A 19,969-nucleotide genomic window follows, 5' to 3' on the forward strand; every position below is an offset into this window, starting at 1 on the left:
TCTGTATTAGCGTTTTGAAAAAATCAGGCCCTGCTCGTTTGCATCTATCACGACAATATCGCCAGGGTTGTACTCTCCCCCTAATAGCTGCTGAGCCAGTGGGTTTTCGATTGTTTGCTGAATAGCTCGTTTTAATGGGCGAGCACCGTAAACAGGGTCGAACCCGCTAGAGGCTATTTTTTCAAGCGCCGCATCACTGATCTCTAATAAGTAGCCCATTTCTGTTAAACGCTCACGCAATTTAACAAGCTGAATATCGGCAATTTCTTTAATATGCTCATTGGCAAGTGGATGAAATACGACGGTTTCATCAATACGGTTTATAAATTCTGGCCTAAATTCATTGACGAGCACATTCATAACTTTGCTCTTAAGCGTTGCGTAGTCGTTTGTGCCCGCTTGCTCTTGAATAATATCTGAGCCTAAATTTGAGGTCATAATAATAACCGTATTTTTAAAATCAACCGTACGCCCTTGCCCATCAGTAAGGCGGCCATCATCGAGTACCTGCAATAAAATATTAAATACATCGGGATGCGCTTTTTCTATTTCATCAAGCAAAATTACAGAATAAGGCTTACGGCGAACGGCTTCGGTTAAATAGCCGCCTTCTTCGTAACCAACATAACCGGGAGGCGCACCCACTAAACGTGCTACCGCGTGTTTTTCCATAAACTCTGACATGTCGATACGCACCATGGCATCTTCTGTATCAAACATAAAACCTGCAAGCGCTTTAGTAAGCTCTGTTTTACCCACCCCAGTTGGTCCTAAAAATAAAAATGATCCTATTGGTCGATTAGGATCGGCAAGCCCCGCACGAGAGCGTCGTATCGCATTCGCGACCGCTACAACTGCTTCGTCCTGCCCTATCACTTTACTGTGAAGTTGCTCTTCCATTTTTAACAGTTTTTCTCGCTCACCTTGCAGCATTCGCGATACTGGGATCCCGGTCCAACGAGAAAGTATTTCTGCAATTTCGTCTTCGCCTACTTGGTTTTTTAGTAAGCTCATTTCTTGCATTTCAGCTTGCGAGGCTAAATCAAGTTTTCGCTCAAGCTCTGGAATTCTTCCGTATTGCAGCTCCGACATACGCTGTAAATCGCTTGCTCGGCGGGCAACCTCTAAATCAAGGCGCGCTTGTTCAAGCTCAGCCTTAATTACTTGCGTGCCTTGTAACGAGGCTTTTTCTGCATTCCATACTTCATCAAGCTCTCGATATTGCGCTTCTAAGTCGGTGATGAGCTGCTGCATTTCGCTGCGCCGCTTTTGGCTTGCATCGTCTTTTTCTTTAGCTAAAGCGTTATCTTCAAGTTTTAATTGAATAATACGGCGCTCAAGCTTATCTAATGACTCAGGCTTAGAATCTATTTGCAAACGAATTGACGAGCCAGCCTCGTCAATTAAATCAATAGCTTTATCTGGTAATTGTCGGTCACTAATATAACGGTGCGATAAATGCGCAGCGGCGACAATTGCCGGGTCGGTAATATCTACAGAGTGATGTAACTCGTAGCGCTCTTTTAAGCCGCGTAAAATGGCAATGGTGTCTTCAACTGAGGGCTCTTCAACCAATACTTTTTGAAAACGACGCTCAAGTGCGGCATCTTTTTCTATGTATTGGCGGTATTCATCAAGCGTAGTGGCGCCCACACAGTGTAGCTCCCCTCTAGCAAGCGCTGGCTTCAACATATTGCCAGCATCCATAGCGCCGTCGGTTTTACCTGCGCCCACCATGGTGTGAATTTCATCAATAAATAAAATCACTTGGCCTTCTTCTTTAGCCAGCTCGTTGAGCACCGATTTTAAACGCTCTTCAAATTCACCACGGTATTTAGCACCCGCCACCAGCGCGCCTAAATCTAGCGATAAAACACGCTTGCTTTTTAGGCCCTCTGGCACTTCGCCATTTATAATGCGCTGCGCTAATCCCTCTGCAATGGCGGTTTTACCTACCCCTGGCTCACCAATAAGCACGGGGTTATTTTTAGTACGGCGCTGCAAAACTTGAATCGTGCGACGGATTTCGTCATCTCGCCCAATAACGGGGTCGAGCTTACCTTGCTCTGCGCGCTCGGTTAAATCAATGGTATATTTTTCAAGTGCTTGTCGGGTTTCTTCGGCGTTAGGGTCATCGACCTTTTGGCCACCGCGAATTGCTTTTATGGCACTTTCTATTTTAGTTGCAGTGATATTAAGCGTTCTAAAAATATCACCTAAAGGGCCTTTGTCGTCACAGGCAGCTAATACAAATAATTCGCTCGAAATATACTTATCTTTACGCTTTTGCGCGTACTTATCACATAAGTTAATAAGCGAAGCCATGTTATTAGAAAGCTGTACGTCGCCCCCGACTCCTTCAACTTTAAACAGCTTTTCTATTTCTTGAGAAAGCTTGGTGTTGAGCTCATCCGCACTCACGCCTGCTTGTGCAAGCAAGGCGCGCACGCTAGAGCCATTTTGCTGTAAAAGCGCATACATTAAATGTACGGGTTCAATAAATTGATGATCGCGCCCTAATGCTAGCGACTGAGCATCTGAAAGCGCAGATTGAAATTTACTTGTGAATCTATCTAAACGCATGAGGGTTTACCTATTTAATAAACTAATTGCTTAATAAATGGGTATGTTAATAGAATTGTTCAAGGTGTTAAGAAGAATATTGTGGGGAAATAGTGTTTTATTTGCGCCAGATCAAACTTGCCATACGTCCTGTTTTACCTTCTCGCCGATAAGAGAAAAACAATGATGGCTGAGAAACAGTACAATAATCGCCTCCGCTAATATTAATAACGCCTAATTGCTCAAGCTCAATGCGAGCGATTAGATAAATATCGCACAAGTATTTATTATTGCTTTGTAATTTAAACGCCTCTTTAAACAACGGGGATTTTGCAATAAATCGCGTAGCAACCTCGGCACCAACTTCAAATTGCTCAGAACCAATAGCAGGCCCAAGCCACGCATATATTTGCTTACTAGGCGCGCTAAAACAGGCAAGCGTATTTTTTATGATCCCTTTTTCAAGGCCGCGCCAACCACCATGCACTGCTGCAACTTCATGGCCATCATGACTTGCAAACAGAATAGGCAGGCAATCTGCACTCATAATAGCAAGAGGCTGATTTTTAACTTTTGTATACAACGCATCAGCACTGTGTAATGTTTGAAAATTAAAATCTGCATCAACGCAGAGCACATCGCCACTATGCACTTGATTAAGCCACAGTGGCGGGTTTGGCAGGGATTGCTCAACCAAAGCACGGTTTTTTAGCACGTGCTCTGGATCATCATCAACATGTAGGCCTAAATTTAAGCTATTAAAAGGCGGCTTTGACACGCCGCCTTCTCGGGTGGTACTAAGCGTACCTACCGAGGTTAAATTAGGCCAAGGGGCTGACAAAAAAGCCATTAATACTCTATGTTAGGATTAGCTTTGGTATCTTCTCTAAGCACCTGAGTCATTGCCACCATGTCATCTGGAATAGGCGCTTGCCAGGTCATCATCTCGCCCGTAATAGGGTGCGCAATACTCAATTTTACTGCGTGTAAGGCTTGGCGATTAAATGTACGTAACATTTCAAACAGCTCTGGCGTAGCACCTTTAGGTGGACGAGGACGCCCGCCGTAGGCTCTATCACCAATTAACGGGTGGTTTATATACGCCATATGAACACGAATTTGGTGTGTACGTCCGGTTTCTAGACGAAGGCGTAAACGTGTATGAGCACGGAATTTTTCAGCAACACGGTAATGTGTAATAGCAGGCTTACCCATTTCGTGAACTGCCATGTGTGTACGCTGCGTTGGATGACGGCCAATCGGCTTTTCAACCATGCCACCTGCGGTCATAGTACCATTACATAAAGCTTCGTATTCACGCGTAAAGTTTTCGCGTTTTTGCAGTGCTTTAACTAAATGTGTTTGCGCCTGAATAGTTTTAGCCACCACCATTAAGCCTGTGGTGTCTTTATCTAGACGGTGCACAATACCAGCACGCGGTACGTTAATAATATCCGGAAAATGATGCAGCAATGCATTTAGCACTGTGCCATCTGGGTTACCTGCACCTGGGTGAACGACTAGGCCCATAGGTTTGTTGATAACCAAAATATCATCATCTTCATAAACAATGTTTAATTTGATATCTTGTGCTTCGTATTCGCGTGGTGCTTCAATGCTGGTTTCAACATTTACAACTTCACCACCGAGTAGTTTTTCTCGTGGTGTGTTATAGATTTCACCGTCAACGGTGATTTTATCATCCAATATCCATGTTTTTATACGTGAACGTGAATAATCAGGGAACAATTGCGCTAATACTTGGTCTAGACGTTTACCACCTAACTCGGTAGGAACCTCGGCTTGAAGTGAAATTTGTTCTGACATTAGTAACTTTACCCAATTTACCAGTGCAAGCTGTGCCTGACTGGGTTAGAATCGCTTTTAATAAAAGCATAATATAATACGCATAGTTTACTCGGTTTTACCGCCGTGGCCTAGCCGAAGACATCGAAGGTAACAAATAAAATGATAAATAAAATAGGGAAACGTGCATTCGCCATTGTTTTTTCAGCTTCTGTACTTACTTTAGGGGCCTGTTCTTCTGCGCCTGACCAAGAAGATATCCAACGCGTTCCTAACAAATCTGCACACGCTTTGTATGAAGATGCAAAACAAACGCTCGACTCTGGTTTATACGCCCGAGCAATTGAGCTGTTAACCGCTATTGATTCACGCTACCCATTTGGCCCTTTCTCAAAGCAAGTACAAATGGATTTAGTGTATGCCCATTACCAATCAGGTAATACAGAGCAAGCATTAGCGACCATTGACCGCTTTATTCGTTTAAACCCAAACCACAAAGATTTAGATTACATGTACTACATGCGTGGCTTGGTTAACATTAAAGCAGATAAAAATGCCTTCCAAGAGTATTTTGGTATAGACAGAGCTGACCGCGATGCAAACCGTACACGTGTTGCATTTACCGATTTATCAACGCTTGTAAAACGCTTTCCAAAAAGTGATTACGCACCAGAGGCTAAACGTCGCTTAGTGTGGCTTTTAAACCGCATGGCGCGTTACGAGCTAAAAGTGGCTAATTACTACTACGAACGTGAAGCTTACCTAGCGGCCGCTAATCGTGGTAAGTACGTTGTTGAGCATTACTCGCAAAGCAGCTATTTAGAGCCTGCGCTTGAGATGATGGAAAAAAGCTACGAAAAGCTTGGCCTAACAGATTTAAGTGAGCACGCAAGACTAACGCGTGAATACAATGAATCTAACAAATAAGAATGGCAGAGGTTTTTATTTAAACCTATGTTGATTGTTTAAAAGCCCTCTCTGAGGGCTTTTTTATTGCCTAAAAATAAGACTAGTTGATGCCTGTGGCGCTTTTTAATACTTAGCGATTAGCCTTCGCACCACACTAAATATATCAATAGCAATTGCACTACACGATTGTATAGCGCTTGTTACAAAAAGATTCGCTGTTGATCTAAGTTTTGCTTTTTACAGGTGAAAAAAAAGGTAAGCCTAAGCTTACCTTTTAATTAACTCATTGCGGGTTATTAAAGCTCAAAGTCTTTTTTGAATTTTAAACCAAACTCGCTACGGTCATTACTGCGCATTACACCAACAAAACCTGACTGCTGTAAACGACCTACATCGTAAACCTCGTTTAATACGTTTTCACCGTATAAGGTTACTTCCATATCCCCATAAGGGTTAGTGTAAGAAATATTAAAACCAACTAATTCACGCGAATCAATAGTCTCGCTTTCATTGTAAACCGACTGGCCTTGCATTTCGCTTCTGTAAGAGTAGTTAGCGTTAAATGCAACGGTTGCACCGCTGTCTAAATCCATAAAGTAAGAAGGGGCAATCATTACAGTCCAACGTGGTGTTAATGCTGGTGAATCACCTTTACCAATACCTTGTACGCCTGCATCTACTTCTGTAATCTCAGAATCTAAGTAACCTACAGAGCTGCGAATTGTGAAATCGTCTGTAATGGCAACGGTAGTTTCAAGCTCAATACCTTGCGCTTTAGACTCACCTGCATTTTCAACAATCGTTACAAAACCACCGCCTGCAGTAGGGTCAGAAAATGGTAAAGCAAGGTCGGTGTAATCAGTTACAAATACAGCCAACATCATAGATACATTTTCATGTACTTGGCCTTTTAAGCCCATTTCGTAGTTAATTGCTTTAGTTTCATCAAACGATACAAACTGATCGGGGCCGCCAAATGGACGTGGAGGGAAACCGCCTGTTTGGTAACCTTTTTGAATTTGACCATATACATTCATGTTATTGCTGATTTGATATGATGCGTTTACATCCCATGTTACAGCGTCAAACTCTGCACTTACGTATTTACGTTCAGCAAATGTTGGGAAAATCGCATCGGCATCTTTCTCATCTTTTGAGTAACGAAGGCCACCACCAATACTTAAATCATCTGTTAAATCGTAACTTGTATTAAAATATACAGCGTATGAGTTTGTTTCTTGGTTAATTTCAAAATCGCCATAACCACCAAATGAAGGTGTAACACCATCGTTTAATAAGCCATTAGGTGTATTGAATGGGCTAAATACAAATGGACCTGAACGTGTAAAGCCATCTTCATTAAAGAAGTAAAGGCCTGATACAAAGTCCATATTATCGTAAGTCGCATTTAGTTGAATTTCAAACGAGTATTGGTCTGCACCACCCTCTTCTGGGAACTCAGATAAGTTAAGTGGTGAGGCATCATCATCAAGTCCACCTTCGTATTCAGAAGTACGGTAACTTGAAATAAATTTAGCCGTGTACGTATCATCAATTGCCCAATCAGCAGTAAATGACGTACCCCACCCTGAGTAAGACGTAGATTCAATACCAGCAACGGTAGTGCCTAAATCATCGGGGTCAGATGGGATCATATCCTGTGTTAATAAAGGAAAGTCACCATTAAAAACATCATTTGCATCAAGCGGCTCAGTTAACTCAATAGTGTAAGGCGATTGACCCGACTCATTATCAACACCGTCAAGTGAAAAAGTAAACGCTAAATCGCTATTGGCTTGCCATTTAAGGGCTACGCGACCGCTAAACTCTTCTTCTTCACCAATTTCTTTTTCTGGGTTAGCTAAATTGACAGCTTCACCCACACCATCGCGCGTTTTGTATGATGCACTTGCAGACATACTTACTTCATCTGTTAGCGAGTTATTAAAGTATACATCGCCAGCAATACGTCCGCGGCTACCAATTTTAGCTGTGGTTGAAACAATCCCTTCATCACCTGGTTGCTTAGTAATTACATTTACTGCGCCACCTAAGGTATTACGACCATATAATGTACCTTGTGGTCCACGTAGAACTTCAACACGCTCTACATTTGGTAACGATAAGTTTGACCCCATTTGACGGCCTAAGTAAACACCATCTAAATAAACACCTACACCCGGATCGGTTGTAATTATGTGATCTTGTAGACCAATACCACGAATAAACACAGAGGCATGCGCCGCATTACCTACACCGTAGCGAGTGATATTTAAGTTTGGAACGTATTTACCAATATCTTCTAGGTTACTCATATTGGCTTTATCAATTAGGTTAGCACCAATTGATGTGATAGCGGTTGGAGATTCAAACAAGCTCTCTGTACGTTTACGAGCTGTAACTTCGATTTTTTCAAACGCGTCTTGTTTTGCTGTTGTTTTAGCTTCTTCAGCATTTACTGAGGTAGTTAGTGCAGCGACAATTGCGAGGCTTAACTGTGAGAGTTTGCGTAGTTTCAAAATATTCTCCAAAGGATACCGTATAATTTAGTTATGCGAACTTATTGGCTTGGGCAATAAGTTTTGGGCATAAAAAAAGACGCCTAATAGCATCTTTCCTCTGGAAGGGTATTATATTACATATTTGTGAAGAAATGTATAAAAATTTTCATTTAATAAACATACAGGTACAAATTAATTATAACTTTTGATTATTGTTGGATAACCTACACAAAAAAATGGGCCTTTTGCTAAAAAGTAATCACGTTATACACACTCTAATTTTGTGCACCTTTTATGTTTACATATAGGAGAACTATTATTCCACAAAGCACATTAATCAAAGCTACGTATAGCTTATCGAACTATGCACTATGATTGATATTAACCAAAAATAGCAATATAGTATTACTATTGCATCTACGGACAGAAATTATGGATATTAAAAATACTCCAATACGCTATATAAAGTGCTTTAATAGTCCAGACTATACTTCACTTTTCTGTGTGGCAGCTAACTACAACATTTTATTGGTTAATTACCAAGCACTTAATGTAATCACAACTTATGAACTTATCAATAAGTTTATGCAAGATAACGGTTATAAAAGCTTAGTTATTTTTGATGTTCCAAAAAATAGTGACGTATTAGCTTTAAAAGAATGGCCTAATTTAAAGGGACTTTTTTACGAAAGTTCAGATGACTCACTTTTTCAACAAGGCCTTGAAGCTATTGAACAAGGTAAGCTCTGGTTTCCCCGTGATGTGACAGACAGCTGGATGAGACAAATGTTAGCCAGTGAACAGCAAACCACCCTGCAATCAAGTAACCTTACTTGTAAAGAAATTAAAGTATTAAACTTGCTTTTCTCCGGTCTACACTCCACCGCTATTGCAGATAGCTTATTTATAAGTGAAGCCACTGTCAGAGTGCATTTACATAAAATTTATCAAAAAATATCTGTAAAAAACAAACAACAAGCATTGCTGTGGTGCCAAAAAAACTTAAGTAAAGTCAATAATTGAGTGGGCTTATTTGAAAACGAATAACATCTGAATACTCTCCAGCGGCTTGACGTGTGAAGTCCTCCAATTGAATGCTAAGCGGAATGTAAAACTCAGTCTGGCCAGAATACGAAAAGTTTAGACTTGAAGCTTTTACTAAGTTAATTTCTTCTGAGCCTAACTGCAATGTATAGCTAATACCATATTTATTACTAAAAATAGAGTGTAATAAACGACTTTTATTCTCTGAGGTTACATTAAGTTGAACATCCGTATTAGTCACTATTTGTAAGCTAGGTAACATGGTGTATTTTTCTGCTGGCCTCAACTCCCCTAAAAAAACAGTGTTAGAAAAAGTGTTATAGCCTAATAAAGATAAGCTTGTGCGGGGTTGAATATTTGTTTCTATTTCAATTTCTACTTCATCAAGACTTTGCTTGTTCTCATCATAAAGTTTCAACTGAAGTCTATCTGTATAGTATCCAGATTTTACAGGGGTCCCTGCAGGGATCACTAACCTGATATCTACTGAATTATTGTTAAGTTTAACTTGGTTGTTGGTTTTGCTTAACAACTGATTTTCTAAACGAATTTGGTAATTAATAAATTGAGAATTACCTTTAAGAGCCCCTTGGTTTTGCGAAGAAAGACTAAAATACAAGGTACAATCCGTCGTATTTATTGTATCTACTCGAATTGTTTTCTCTGCATCGTTTTGTGATTTTACGTGATAAAAAGATAAGTCATCAAACAAATACGCTATTTCACCAATACTCGCATCGCACTGAGCATTAACTCTACTTGCCATAGTTAGTAAAAATATACTTATTGCTAAATACACAATTTTAATGAACATAAATAACCCCTTTTCGTTGAAGTTGCTCTGCATCATGAACCTCTATTAAAAATGTAGTACTATCTTTATTTTGTAAGGTCACTTTATACTGACAAGGAGCAAGGCCAGTTATTGCAAAGCGGCCCCGCTTATTTGTGAAGAATGTATACTCTTTGGCCGATGCTTTATCTTGACAAATAGCCTTTCCCACCATTAAGGCTAAGGGGCTTTCGTCCTTACTCCGAAGAGTTGCAATAACAGAAATATTTGCTGCAGTCCCAATTATTGCTTTATGTCCAGTTTTGTATTTAGGGTAAAAGCTAAGCATGCCAGAGCCTATATCATAGCCAGGGGCTAGATCATCAATATCAACAGGAATGTTGATATTGTCATAAGAGCTCAAATCATTAAGTAATATAGTTTTGAAATCTCTATTATCAGCTCTATAGTCATTTTCAACTCGGCCTAATGTAATCACTTTATTTTCTAAACTTTTGTGGGCGTTAACCAAAGCAAAACTATCGTATATAGGCTTTCCAAATGCCCATGCATCATCTGCAAAAGCTATGCTAGATGAGAGGCTTACACGACTTTGATGATAAGCAGAACGAGCATTTAAATCTTTATAAAAACTTGCATGTTCAAGGTTAGCAGCAAAACGGTTTGCGTTATATTGCATGTTTAAATCAAAGATAGTTTTATTTAACTCGTTGCTCTCTAAACCAGCTCGAAAGTTCAAAGCACCGACAAAACGCTGATTACTGTCTTGAGTAAATTCTAGTCTCGTTTTATCACGCCTAGACTGGTGGGATAGTTTAACTCTATGCTGATTATTAAATTTATAGGTAAATGATAAATTTATACCCCACTCTCGCTCACCTTTTAACTCATCCCATTGCGCCCCTGCAGTATATCTCCACTGACTATTTACCAAGTCGCCTGAGAAATTGACTCCCAGCGATTTATCAAATTGAACACTTTGATGATCTCGGGAAATATTTGTAAAAAAAGAGGCTAACGTTCTATCGTTAACATAATAACTATAACTCGCCTGTGCATAGTGTTCTCTATAGCGGTTACTAAACGTATCTTGAGACCTAAAACCTAAAGCTGTAAAGTCTTTTGAACTGTATTCATAACCGAGCGTTAGCTCACTTCCTAAGTTGCTCATATTATAGCTACTATAAACAGTACGGTAAGCGTATCCTTGGCGTTCCGCGAAGCTAAATGCGCCCTCAAATGCCAGTTGGCCTATTTGAGCTGCATAGATTTGTTTAAAGCCAATTTGCTGAGCGTATTTATCTCCCTGCGCTGTAACCCCTGCAGTCCAACTTGGGGTCAGGCCATAATCCAGATAGGCACTGAGGAAGGGAGAATCTGGTTCATACTCGAGTTTATCGCCAGCCTCAGCAGGAACGCCTAAGTGAATTTCATATTCAAGCTGCCCTTGTGCAAATAGATCTAAGCCAGTCGCAACATCAAAGTTTACATAGCGCACAACGCCAGCTATATCAGTAATTTTTAGAGAGATATTATTGCTGCCTTCGCTCAAAGGTATGTCATCTAAAGAGTAAATACCCGCAACCAAATTAAGGCGCTGAATAATTCGTTCACCGACATATACCTCTACACTTGAAGGGCTTTGAAGAGTAAAGCTACGTGAAGCGGTTGGCCTTATGGGCCTGTCTGATAATAGAGAAAAATCATGTGCTATTGAAAAGCCTAACAAACGAGAAGAGTTCTGGAAGTAGCCACCAGAGCTAAAGTTGTCTCCAAGAGAAAGACGCATACCTAAATTTGGTAAATCATGAATAAGCCGAGTTCCTCGCCGCTTAAAACTTGATGAGGCTGGCTGCGACATTTTATTATATTCGAATTCATTTTCTACCACCCAGCCTTGCCAACTCGCTACAATTTCGGATCGTAATGCGTATTGCTCTTGAACTTGCTGTTGCTCCTTATCATCTTGGTGAACGTAGCTTGCATATGCGTTAACAAACCCACTCGCATTGGCTGGTTCAATAGCCTTCAACCTTTTCCTTTGCATTTGCGCACTTAATTTTTGCGGGCGGGTTAATTCTACGGGAACAACAACGTCCAAACTAAAATCACTCATATCAAACACAACACTAAAACCTAGTTCCCTTAATGAAGTTACCGCTAAAGTATTGCCTTTTAATACCTTAAATAGCTCCCTCTCTTTTTCTTCAAGTAAAATTTCACGAAGGTGTGGCTCTAATTCGTCCCACTTTAAAAAAAGGGCATCATTTTTATCAACTTTAAGGGAGACTTGACCTATAGGGCTTTTATTTAATTGAACTGACACATTAAGTTCAATTGTCCTACTAGAAGGGTTTATTTTTGCTAACACGCTAAGTGGTAAAAAAAATACAGCAAAAAGGAACACTGCTAAAGTTTTCATTGCACCAGATCTAAACTTAAATACTCTACCTCACGGCTTTCAATATGTTCAGGTAGCTTAACTTTTATGGTCTGTGTGGCATAAGGCGCAAAAAAAACATCGTACCCCTTCTCCAATAAAGCTTGTTTTTCAAAAGTAGTTACAACGGATTTATTTGTAGTTACTTTAATTTTATAGTCACTGAGCCGCGCAGCCCCCTCTCCTTCATTTTTGACTTGGGCTAAAACCTCCCCACTTTCTATTCTAGAAGTCAGTATTTTTAAGTTAGGTAAATATATATCCCTGTCTACGTGAACAACTAAATTTACATTCATTAATATTTTTAGTTGCGAGGTACCACTTCCGATATTAGAAGCTAACGGCTGCTCTATTAAACTGACCTGATAACTCTTATCCTGCTGTGGGAGCCTCTGTCCAATCCATCTAAATTGAATCCTCTGACCTTGCCCTTCTTGTAAAAATAGTGAGGGAGGAAATACCCATAATGGAGAATCTTCCAGCTTAATTAAAGAAGGACTCGGTGTAGAAAAATCGATTTCATATATTTCAATGTCAAATGCAATCTCTCTAGGCAGTTGATTGTAAATTAGACTGGAAGGTATTTTTGAAGGCTTCTCCGGAGATAATGTAATCACCATAGGTGTTACTTCCAGAGCCTCTACCGATATAAAAATACTACATATTAGTATCATTAAACATCGGGAGAGCCACTGAACACAAAACATTAGAATATAACCTCTAACTCACTATCAGCAGCTTGAAACTCTTTTGGTATTGAAATTGAAATATTGCTTTTTGAATTTGGAAGTAAAATTTTACCTGATAGGGCTCTACTCAGATCCATTCCTTCTAAAGTTAAAACTTTACCCTTAGATTTAATATTCCACTGACCTTTTGAAAGGCGTACATATTTGTTCCCTTGGTTTTCTAACGACACACCCCATTGATTTTCTGCTAATTGTGTTTTTTCTTTAATTATTAGGTTAGCTTTAGCATTATCGGGAACAACGTTAAATAGCGTTCTAAAACTAAGTGACATACCAACACCAGATTGGGCATTTTCGTTCAAGTTAACTGACACTTGTTCTACGGTGATTCGATAAGACTTAGAGTGGTTAATAATGGGCTCCCCAATATATCGAACGATTACCGATTGACTATTTCCCGGTGCGATAATCGTTGTCATAGGAATAATTAAGAAGTCTTCTTCGTTTACCTCTAAAGACTCAACGCCATTATCACTTATACTCATATTAAAAGCAGAAACATCAATAGTTAAGGGTTTATCCGATGGGTTTATTATTCGAAGTGTTTGCTGCGACTGACTACCTTGAGAGCTGAGATCGGCTACCATAGGTCTCACTTGAAAGGCATTGACTGAAAATGAAAGCAAACAAAATATAAAGATAAGTAAAATATGCATAGAATTCCCTCCTGAATAAAGGCAGTGCATAGTCACTGCCTTTTCTATTTAACTTTAGTTTGCTGTTACAGTTAGCATTAAAGTATCTGCATACGTACCTGCATATACAGGAGTCTGAGTAACTTCTAGGTCAATCATTCCTGTTACGCCTGTCGTTGCTAATGTATTACTTCCACCATTGCTTTGAAAAGCACTCTGATCATTCGTTCCATCTTCAGCTGACAAAGTAAAGTCATAAGGACCTGCTGTTAAATGAGCAGTGTAACCTACACCTCTGTCTTCGTGATCAGCGTTTTGAAGGTGTCCCTCAGAAGTAGTTAAAGTAAGTGTTGCACCATCCACATCATTACATTTCAAGTCAAAATTAACTGTTTTTGTATTCCCCAACGCAAGAGCTGGAAAGTAGTGTGTTGTTGCAATATTGCTTACTTCACATACAGACTCAACGGCACCACCTACATTTAAGTTTTCTGCTAGTGCTGAACCTGAAGATAGTGCTGCGATTGCTGAAATTACGATTAGTTTATTCATTGTTATATTCCTTATCCATGTGACATATAGTTTGTTATGTTTAATAAATGTGCGTTTAAAGCACGCCACCCGATACTACTGATGGTGTCATTTCTATGCGGATCACATCCTGGTAGCTTCCTGCATATATCAAGGGCTCATCTAGAGTTAACTGAATCTCAGCAATGCTATCAAATAAAATATCATTAATATTAAAACTATATGTCGATTTGGTTGCCTGTGCCGATACAGACACATTGTTGTTGGCACCTTCCAACTTCCAGTTAATATTATATGAACTTATTCTACTGCTTTGCTCATGACTCAAACCGCCATTAAGTGACTGCATTGATATTCGCATTGGCGAATTACAGTTTATCTCTAATGTTGTATTAGCAACGCCATCAGAAGAAAACTCTAGGTTATTATTTTGTGAGGTAAATTCACACACCGGAGAAATATGCCCCACCAATGTAATACTTACTTCATCGTTACTATATGCATAGGATGCAAAGCAACATAGTACTAACCATGCTAGCCTCTTCATCACTGTCACTTCCTTTGAACTACCTTGCTAATACAGTGGTAATGTTAAGCTAAAATTCAGGTTTAGAAAGTTGTTATTTGATTACAAAACAAAGGGTAAGACTAAATACACTGTAGCTAAGCATACCTTTTGTTATAAACATTTAAGTGACTCGTAATCGATAAAGGTAGCCTCTTTATTATTATCACTCTCTTAAAGTCCGCTTTAACGCTATGTTTAATGTTTATAAACAAGCAAAACGTAAGATAAATAAGAGATAAACAACCAATTAAACAGTAATTACTATTTTATAAATTATTAGATAAACAACTTTAATAAATTCAAATAATTTTTAACTTTAATTAAATCAACAACTTTGATTACTAAACCCTCAAAATTAACAATTGTAAACTTCAATATAAACTAAATGCTCACTTCTTTTTTTACTAACTAGCTAAAATTATTAGATAAAAACTAAAATCACTTCTATAATCCCCATGAAATCAACATCTAAATAACAAATAGGAAATACATATGAAAAAGCTATCTGTAGCAGTAGCAATATGTGCCGCACTTGCATCTAGTTACACGAGTGCTGAAGTTCGCATAAATGGCTTTGCATCTATAGTAGGTGGCAAAAGTCTAGACAGTGATCAAACTTTATACGGATATGATGACGATATCTCATTTAAAAATGAGAGTGTATTTGCATTACAACTATCTGCCGATCTTCAGGAAAAGCTCAGCGCAACAGCGCAAATTGTGGCTCGCGGCGAGAATGACTTTGATGCCGATTTTGAGTGGGCGTATTTAACTTATGAGTTTAGTGATGAATTACAACTCAGCGCTGGTAAAATGCGTGCTCCATTTTACAAATACTCTGACTTTCTAGATGTAGGTTACACTTACCGCTGGGTTCGCCCTCCTCAATCGGTTTACAATTTACCTTTTTCTACTTACGAAGGGTTGAGCTTACTATATACATCACAAATCGGTGATTGGGACTCAAGTCTTCAAGTCATATATGGTAGCTTTGAAGATAATATCGCAGTAGTGTCGGTCAATGGTGAAACTGAGCTTAATGATATCGCTGGTCTTAACTGGTCACTTAGTTACGATTGGTTTAGCGCACGTGTTGCCTATTTTGTGGCAGAGACCACCATTGACATTGAAAATGATACTGATGCTGGTATCGCCCTTAATGGCCTAGAGGCAACTCTTCGCAGCTCGGGTTTCACTGAACAAGCAGATAGCATTGCTGTAGATGAAGACGATGGAGCATTTTTCGCACTTGGCTTTTCAATTGACTACAACAATATTTTATTTGATGCAGAGTATACTCAGTTTGAAGTCGATAACAGCGCTTTAGCTGAGCAAACTCAATACTATACCTCTCTAGGCTATCGTATGGATGAGTGGCTTGTTCACGTTACCTATGAAAACAACGACGATAAACACGATAACAACCGTTATGATTCACTTACAGCTGTGCCGCAATTAAATGCAGGTATAAATTCAGCATTAGAAGGCTCTAAAGCAAAAAGTAATGTTTACACCATCGGCGCCCGTTATGACTTCCACCCGTCAGCTGCATTTAAAATCGACTTTAGTCGCTTAGATGACGACATAACAAACATTGAAACTGATGTAGTAGCTGTCGGCGTTGACTTAGTATTCTAATTGGAGCGAAATATGAAAAAATTAATCCTAGCCAGTGTACTGTCGGTATGTGCGTTTAGCGCCTATGCTGAAGTTGCGGTAATAGTAAACCCTAGCAATGCAAGTGCACTTGATGGCGATTCTATTAAAAAGATTTACCTAGGAAAAGCAAAGTCATTTGCTAACGGTAATAAAGTGAACCCAGCCACTCAAAATGGTACAGCTGTTGCTGATGAATTCAATTCTAAAGTAGTTGGTAAATCAAGTAGCCAATTAAATGCCTATTGGTCAAAACTTGTTTTTACCGGTAAAGGTACACCACCAGAGAAATTTGATTCTGACCAGGCTGTTATTGATTTTGTTGCTAGTAATGGCGACTCAATTGGTTACATAGACAGCAGTAAGGCAACAGATAAAGTTAAGGTAGTTGCTACGTTTTAAGCGCGATAGCTAGATATAAAAAAACCACCGATTAGGTGGTTTTTTTATATCTAAATATTACGGCTTTATAGTAATACCCTTAAATAAATAAGCAATTGAGAGGCAGACAAAGTGTGTAGTAAGCTAAGCAAAAAATTATTATTTAGTTGCTCTAAATAACGATTTTTTTATGCAGCGAGCGCCTAGCTTAGCCTCTAAAATGATTAAGTATTATTACAGGTAATATTACTCAATTTTAAACTTCGCGGTGGCATCTAGAAGGTTATCTGAAAGGTAGTGTAGGTTTTTCGCTACATCCCTTACCGCCGCGAGTGAGTCCATGGTGTCTTCAAACGATTCATGCATATTCGTCACATTTTCTACAACCATCGCAGCAACCGATGTTTGCTCTTCTGTTGCAGCGGCGATTTGTGAGTTCATACCATTTATTTCTAACATTTGCTCTGCAATTTTTTCTATCGAAACGCCAGTTTTCTCTGCGGCTGTTGCGTTATCTGTGGCCATATCTCGCGCTGATGTCATCGCCGTCACAGACTCATTTGCAGCCTCAGTCAAGGTGCTTAGTAACTCACGAATTTCATTCGTTGAATGTGCTGTACGTGATGCAAGCTCTCTTACTTCATCAGCAACCACGGCAAAGCCTCTACCGTGCTCACCTGCACGAGCCGCTTCGATAGCAGCATTTAAAGCTAATAAATTAGTTTGCTCAGCAATAGATGTAATCACATTAAGAATTTGAGACACATTTTTTGTATCATCAGCTAACTTATTGATGGTTGAGGCGGCTTGATTTATTTCATCACTTAATGTACGTGAGGCGGTGACTGACATTTGAACTTGAGTTCTGCTTTGTTCTACCTCTTTTTCTGCGGTTTGCGCTGCATTTGATGCACTTGCCGCCGATTGAGAAATATCACCCACGCTTTGCTTCATCTCTTCCATAGACTGTTTAACCACCTCAGCCTCTGTTGTTTGCTTTGTGGTTGCGCGTTCAGCCTGCTCCATTCCTTGCACTAAGCGAGTTGAGTTCTCCATTAGTGGCTCACATACCGCGATTACTTCAAGTACTGTTTTTTTCAGCAAAGCGATGAAGGAGTTGAAGTTAATTGATACTTGACCAATTTCATCCTCTGAATTTACGCTCAGATTAGTGCTCAGCGACCCTTTACCGTTTGCGAGCAGACTCAGGTTATTAGCGGCATCACTTGCAGAGGCAGCAATACGTTTAGCAATCCAAATAGCCATAAATAGCAGTAAAATTAACGAAACAATAGATACCACCAACATAAGTGTTAGTGCGTGATCAGAACGCTCTTTAGTACTTGCAACTAACTCAAAAAAGCGATCGTCCGCTTTTGCTTGAGCGGTTTTAAACTTTTCAAGCACATCATTATACAGTGCTGTTTTTCTTTGTGCTTGTTGCTGAATTTTACTGAAGTCAGCTGTTCCATTTACCATGCCATTGGCAATACTGGCTGATATTTTTTCGTAATTTGCTAACTGAACTTTCGTGTCACTATGAATATACGAAGCGTTTATTTGCTCAACCGCATTTATGTTGTTGCTTAGTGCATTGTATGTGTCTGCTGCTTTCTCTACTAACTCCTGCTCACCAAATGTAACTGCTTGCGTATAAAGCTCATCGAGCTTTTCTAAAAGACTTACATTTGCTGAAGTTAACTTAACAACCTGATATGAAGACTTTTCCATTTCATCAAGTGCGATTCTATTGTCATTCATTGCAAAGTAATTAATCAAAACGATTGCTAAAAATGCTACAACCGCAATGCTGGTAATCGCATGTATTTTTTTACTTATGCTGAGGTTTTGAAAAGAGAAGCCTGAAGCCATTGTGTATACCTTATTTTATTGTCTATATCTATTATCGGCTTATTACCTATAAGTGTTAACTAAATTTGTAATATTTCTAGTTTTTTTTACAAATACAGCGAGTTTTAAACAACTAATAAACGCAAAAAGGATTGAACGATTAATAAGTGAGCAACTGGAGAATTTCCCATAAAAAAACCAGTAGCATTGCTGCTACTGGTTTTATAATTTGGTGCGGATGGGGGGACTTGAACCCCCACGCCCGAAAGCACTACCCCCTCAAGGTAGCGTGTCTACCAATTCCACCACATCCGCATTTTTAAGCTTTCGCTTAGCTGTTAAACTTATTGACTTACTTGAGGAGTATAAGTCGTTTAACGTTAGCTTTACACTAAATTAGTTTGGTACGTCAGAGCTCTGCTGTTGAGTAACAGGTACGTCTTCTTCTGCTGGCGCTACAGTTTCTACTGCAGGTGCTGCTTCAAGGTTTTCCCACTCATCGGTCTTTTTAATTTGACCGGCAGTTAAGTTACCTAACACAATACTTAAAACAAAAAACACTGTTGCTAAGCTTGTTGTTGTTTTGGTCATGAAGTTACCTGCACCTGATGAGCCAAAAACTGTGCCCGAAGCACCGGCGCCAAATGAAGAACCCATGTCTGCGCCTTTACCTTGCTGGATTAAAACCATACCAACTAAAGCTAAAGCAACAACTAAATAAACTACTAATAAAATTTCGTACATCTTATACGGTCCCTTTTGCACTGTTACAGATTGCAGTGAACGAATCTGCTTTTAGACTAGCACCGCCAATAAGGCCGCCGTCTATATCTGGTTGTGCAAATAATAATTCGCTATTTTTTTCGTTAACGCTACCACCATACAAGATGGTAAGCCCTTGTGCTAAATCGCTATCTAATGATGCAATTTTGTCACGGATAAATTTATGAACAGCTTGTGCCTGTTCTGGCGATGCAGTCTTACCTGTGCCTATGGCCCAAACGGGCTCGTATGCTATCACAGAATCTTTCAGTGCTGCTACACCTAATTTCTCAATTACTGCATCAATTTGTGCAGCAACCACATGTTCGGTTTGACCGTTTTCTTGTTCGCTCTCGCTTTCGCCAATACACAAGATAGGTGTTAGTCCTACTTGCTGTGCACGGGCAAATTTTGCGGCTACGGTTGCATTGCTTTCTTTGTAAATACTGCGTCGCTCTGAATGACCTACGAGTACGTACTTAGCACCTAAATCTTTAATAAGCTGAGCATCCACTTCACCGGTAAAGGCGCCTGGGGTATTTTCACTTAGCGTTTGAGTACCCGTGGTAACACCACTGTCAACCAGTGCTGATACTAATGGAAATGGAGGAAATAAAACAATGTCTATCTCATTTGATTTAACACTGTTAATGGCATCAGACAGTTGAGTGACAAGCTCTAAAGAGCCATTCATTTTCCAGTTTCCCGCGACCATTGCCTTACGTATTGCCATTTTCCACTCCAGATTAGAAAGCGGGCGAGATATTAACTTTTCTCGCCC

17 protein-coding genes and 1 tRNA gene are annotated in these 19,969 nt (G+C 39.6%); 4 read left to right on the plus strand and 14 right to left on the minus strand.

What is annotated here, in order from left to right; translation table 11 throughout:
- Positions 1 to 6: 6 nt before the first annotated feature.
- From clpB to rluD, 3 genes are all read right to left on the minus strand, one after another.
- Entirely contained in the window at positions 7 to 2,583 is a 2,577-nt protein-coding gene (gene clpB / locus SJY38_RS09650) for an ATP-dependent chaperone ClpB (RefSeq protein ID WP_273586177.1), read from the minus strand.
- 97 nt (positions 2,584 to 2,680) lie between these two features.
- Entirely contained in the window at positions 2,681 to 3,412 is a 732-nt protein-coding gene (gene pgeF / locus SJY38_RS09655; protein WP_004587335.1) for a peptidoglycan editing factor PgeF, read from the minus strand.
- Positions 3,412 to 4,389, minus strand: coding sequence for a 23S rRNA pseudouridine(1911/1915/1917) synthase RluD (gene rluD / locus SJY38_RS09660; RefSeq protein WP_004587336.1), 978 nt, complete (start codon positions 4,387 to 4,389; stop codon positions 3,412 to 3,414). The genes pgeF and rluD overlap by 1 nt, the downstream gene beginning before the upstream one ends.
- A 141-nt stretch (positions 4,390 to 4,530) precedes the next feature.
- On the opposite strand from rluD, the gene SJY38_RS09665 reads away from it, so the two are divergent.
- Positions 4,531 to 5,295: an outer membrane protein assembly factor BamD gene (locus SJY38_RS09665; protein WP_024031852.1), complete on the plus strand. Its 765-nt coding sequence runs from the start codon at positions 4,531 to 4,533 to the stop codon at positions 5,293 to 5,295.
- Positions 5,296 to 5,573: 278 nt separating this feature from the next.
- On the opposite strand, the gene SJY38_RS09670 is transcribed toward SJY38_RS09665, so the two are convergent.
- Positions 5,574 to 7,796, minus strand: coding sequence for a TonB-dependent receptor (locus SJY38_RS09670; RefSeq protein ID WP_024031851.1), 2,223 nt, complete (start codon positions 7,794 to 7,796; stop codon positions 5,574 to 5,576).
- 414 nt (positions 7,797 to 8,210) lie between these two features.
- Between SJY38_RS09670 and SJY38_RS09675 the strand changes: the two genes are divergently transcribed.
- Positions 8,211 to 8,801 carry a LuxR C-terminal-related transcriptional regulator gene (locus SJY38_RS09675; RefSeq protein ID WP_096042048.1) on the plus strand — a complete coding sequence of 197 codons (591 nt, stop codon included), beginning with the start codon at positions 8,211 to 8,213 and terminating at the stop codon, positions 8,799 to 8,801.
- Here SJY38_RS09675 and SJY38_RS09680 read toward each other — a convergent pair.
- From SJY38_RS09680 to SJY38_RS09705, 6 genes are all read right to left on the minus strand, one after another.
- Positions 8,791 to 9,636 (minus strand): hypothetical protein, encoded by an 846-nt coding sequence (locus tag SJY38_RS09680; RefSeq protein ID WP_286742173.1) that lies wholly within the window; start codon positions 9,634 to 9,636, stop codon positions 8,791 to 8,793. The two genes, SJY38_RS09675 and SJY38_RS09680, sit on opposite strands and share 11 nt — an antisense overlap.
- Positions 9,626 to 12,037: a fimbria/pilus outer membrane usher protein gene (locus SJY38_RS09685; RefSeq protein ID WP_377109664.1), complete on the minus strand. Its 2,412-nt coding sequence runs from the start codon at positions 12,035 to 12,037 to the stop codon at positions 9,626 to 9,628. The genes SJY38_RS09680 and SJY38_RS09685 overlap by 11 nt, the downstream gene beginning before the upstream one ends.
- A complete protein-coding gene (locus tag SJY38_RS09690) occupies positions 12,034 to 12,675 on the minus strand; it encodes a hypothetical protein (RefSeq protein WP_286742170.1) in 642 nt (213 codons plus the stop codon). Before SJY38_RS09690 ends, SJY38_RS09685 begins: the two co-directional genes overlap by 4 nt.
- Positions 12,676 to 12,761: 86 nt before the next feature.
- Positions 12,762 to 13,460, minus strand: a complete 699-nt coding sequence (locus SJY38_RS09695) for a molecular chaperone (RefSeq protein WP_286742168.1) — start codon at positions 13,458 to 13,460, stop codon at positions 12,762 to 12,764.
- Positions 13,461 to 13,514: 54 nt separating this feature from the next.
- The gene (locus tag SJY38_RS09700) at positions 13,515 to 13,991 is read right to left on the minus strand and encodes a hypothetical protein (RefSeq protein WP_024031845.1); all 477 of its coding nucleotides are present in this window, start codon (positions 13,989 to 13,991) and stop codon (positions 13,515 to 13,517) included.
- Positions 13,992 to 14,046: 55 nt separating this feature from the next.
- Positions 14,047 to 14,517, minus strand: a complete 471-nt coding sequence (locus tag SJY38_RS09705) for a hypothetical protein (RefSeq protein ID WP_024031844.1) — start codon at positions 14,515 to 14,517, stop codon at positions 14,047 to 14,049.
- A 513-nt stretch (positions 14,518 to 15,030) separates the two neighbouring features.
- Here SJY38_RS09705 and SJY38_RS09710 point away from each other — a divergent pair.
- Positions 15,031 to 16,176 (plus strand): porin, encoded by a 1,146-nt coding sequence (locus tag SJY38_RS09710; RefSeq protein ID WP_286742165.1) that lies wholly within the window; start codon positions 15,031 to 15,033, stop codon positions 16,174 to 16,176.
- Between the two features lie 12 nt (positions 16,177 to 16,188).
- Positions 16,189 to 16,596, plus strand: coding sequence for a phosphate ABC transporter substrate-binding protein (locus tag SJY38_RS09715; RefSeq protein WP_286742163.1), 408 nt, complete (start codon positions 16,189 to 16,191; stop codon positions 16,594 to 16,596).
- 225 nt (positions 16,597 to 16,821) lie between these two features.
- On the opposite strand, the gene SJY38_RS09720 is transcribed toward SJY38_RS09715, so the two are convergent.
- The 4 genes from SJY38_RS09720 to tpiA all read right to left on the minus strand — a co-directional run bounded on the left by SJY38_RS09720 (position 16,822) and on the right by tpiA (position 19,921).
- Positions 16,822 to 18,447, minus strand: a complete 1,626-nt coding sequence (locus SJY38_RS09720) for a methyl-accepting chemotaxis protein (RefSeq protein ID WP_024031841.1) — start codon at positions 18,445 to 18,447, stop codon at positions 16,822 to 16,824.
- A 209-nt stretch (positions 18,448 to 18,656) separates the two neighbouring features.
- Positions 18,657 to 18,741 (minus strand) — tRNA-Leu (locus SJY38_RS09725).
- A gap of 81 nt (positions 18,742 to 18,822) precedes the next feature.
- Positions 18,823 to 19,170 carry a preprotein translocase subunit SecG gene (gene secG / locus SJY38_RS09730; RefSeq protein ID WP_004587340.1) on the minus strand — a complete coding sequence of 116 codons (348 nt, stop codon included), beginning with the start codon at positions 19,168 to 19,170 and terminating at the stop codon, positions 18,823 to 18,825.
- Between the two features lies 1 nt (position 19,171).
- On the minus strand, positions 19,172 to 19,921 hold the full coding sequence (gene tpiA / locus SJY38_RS09735) for a triose-phosphate isomerase (protein ID WP_055253015.1): 750 nt from the start codon (positions 19,919 to 19,921) through the stop codon (positions 19,172 to 19,174).
- Positions 19,922 to 19,969 lie beyond the last annotated feature (48 nt).

Source organism: Pseudoalteromonas sp. R86517, from assembly GCF_042466295.1.
In the GTDB taxonomy this organism is placed as follows: domain Bacteria; phylum Pseudomonadota; class Gammaproteobacteria; order Enterobacterales; family Alteromonadaceae; genus Pseudoalteromonas; species Pseudoalteromonas atlantica.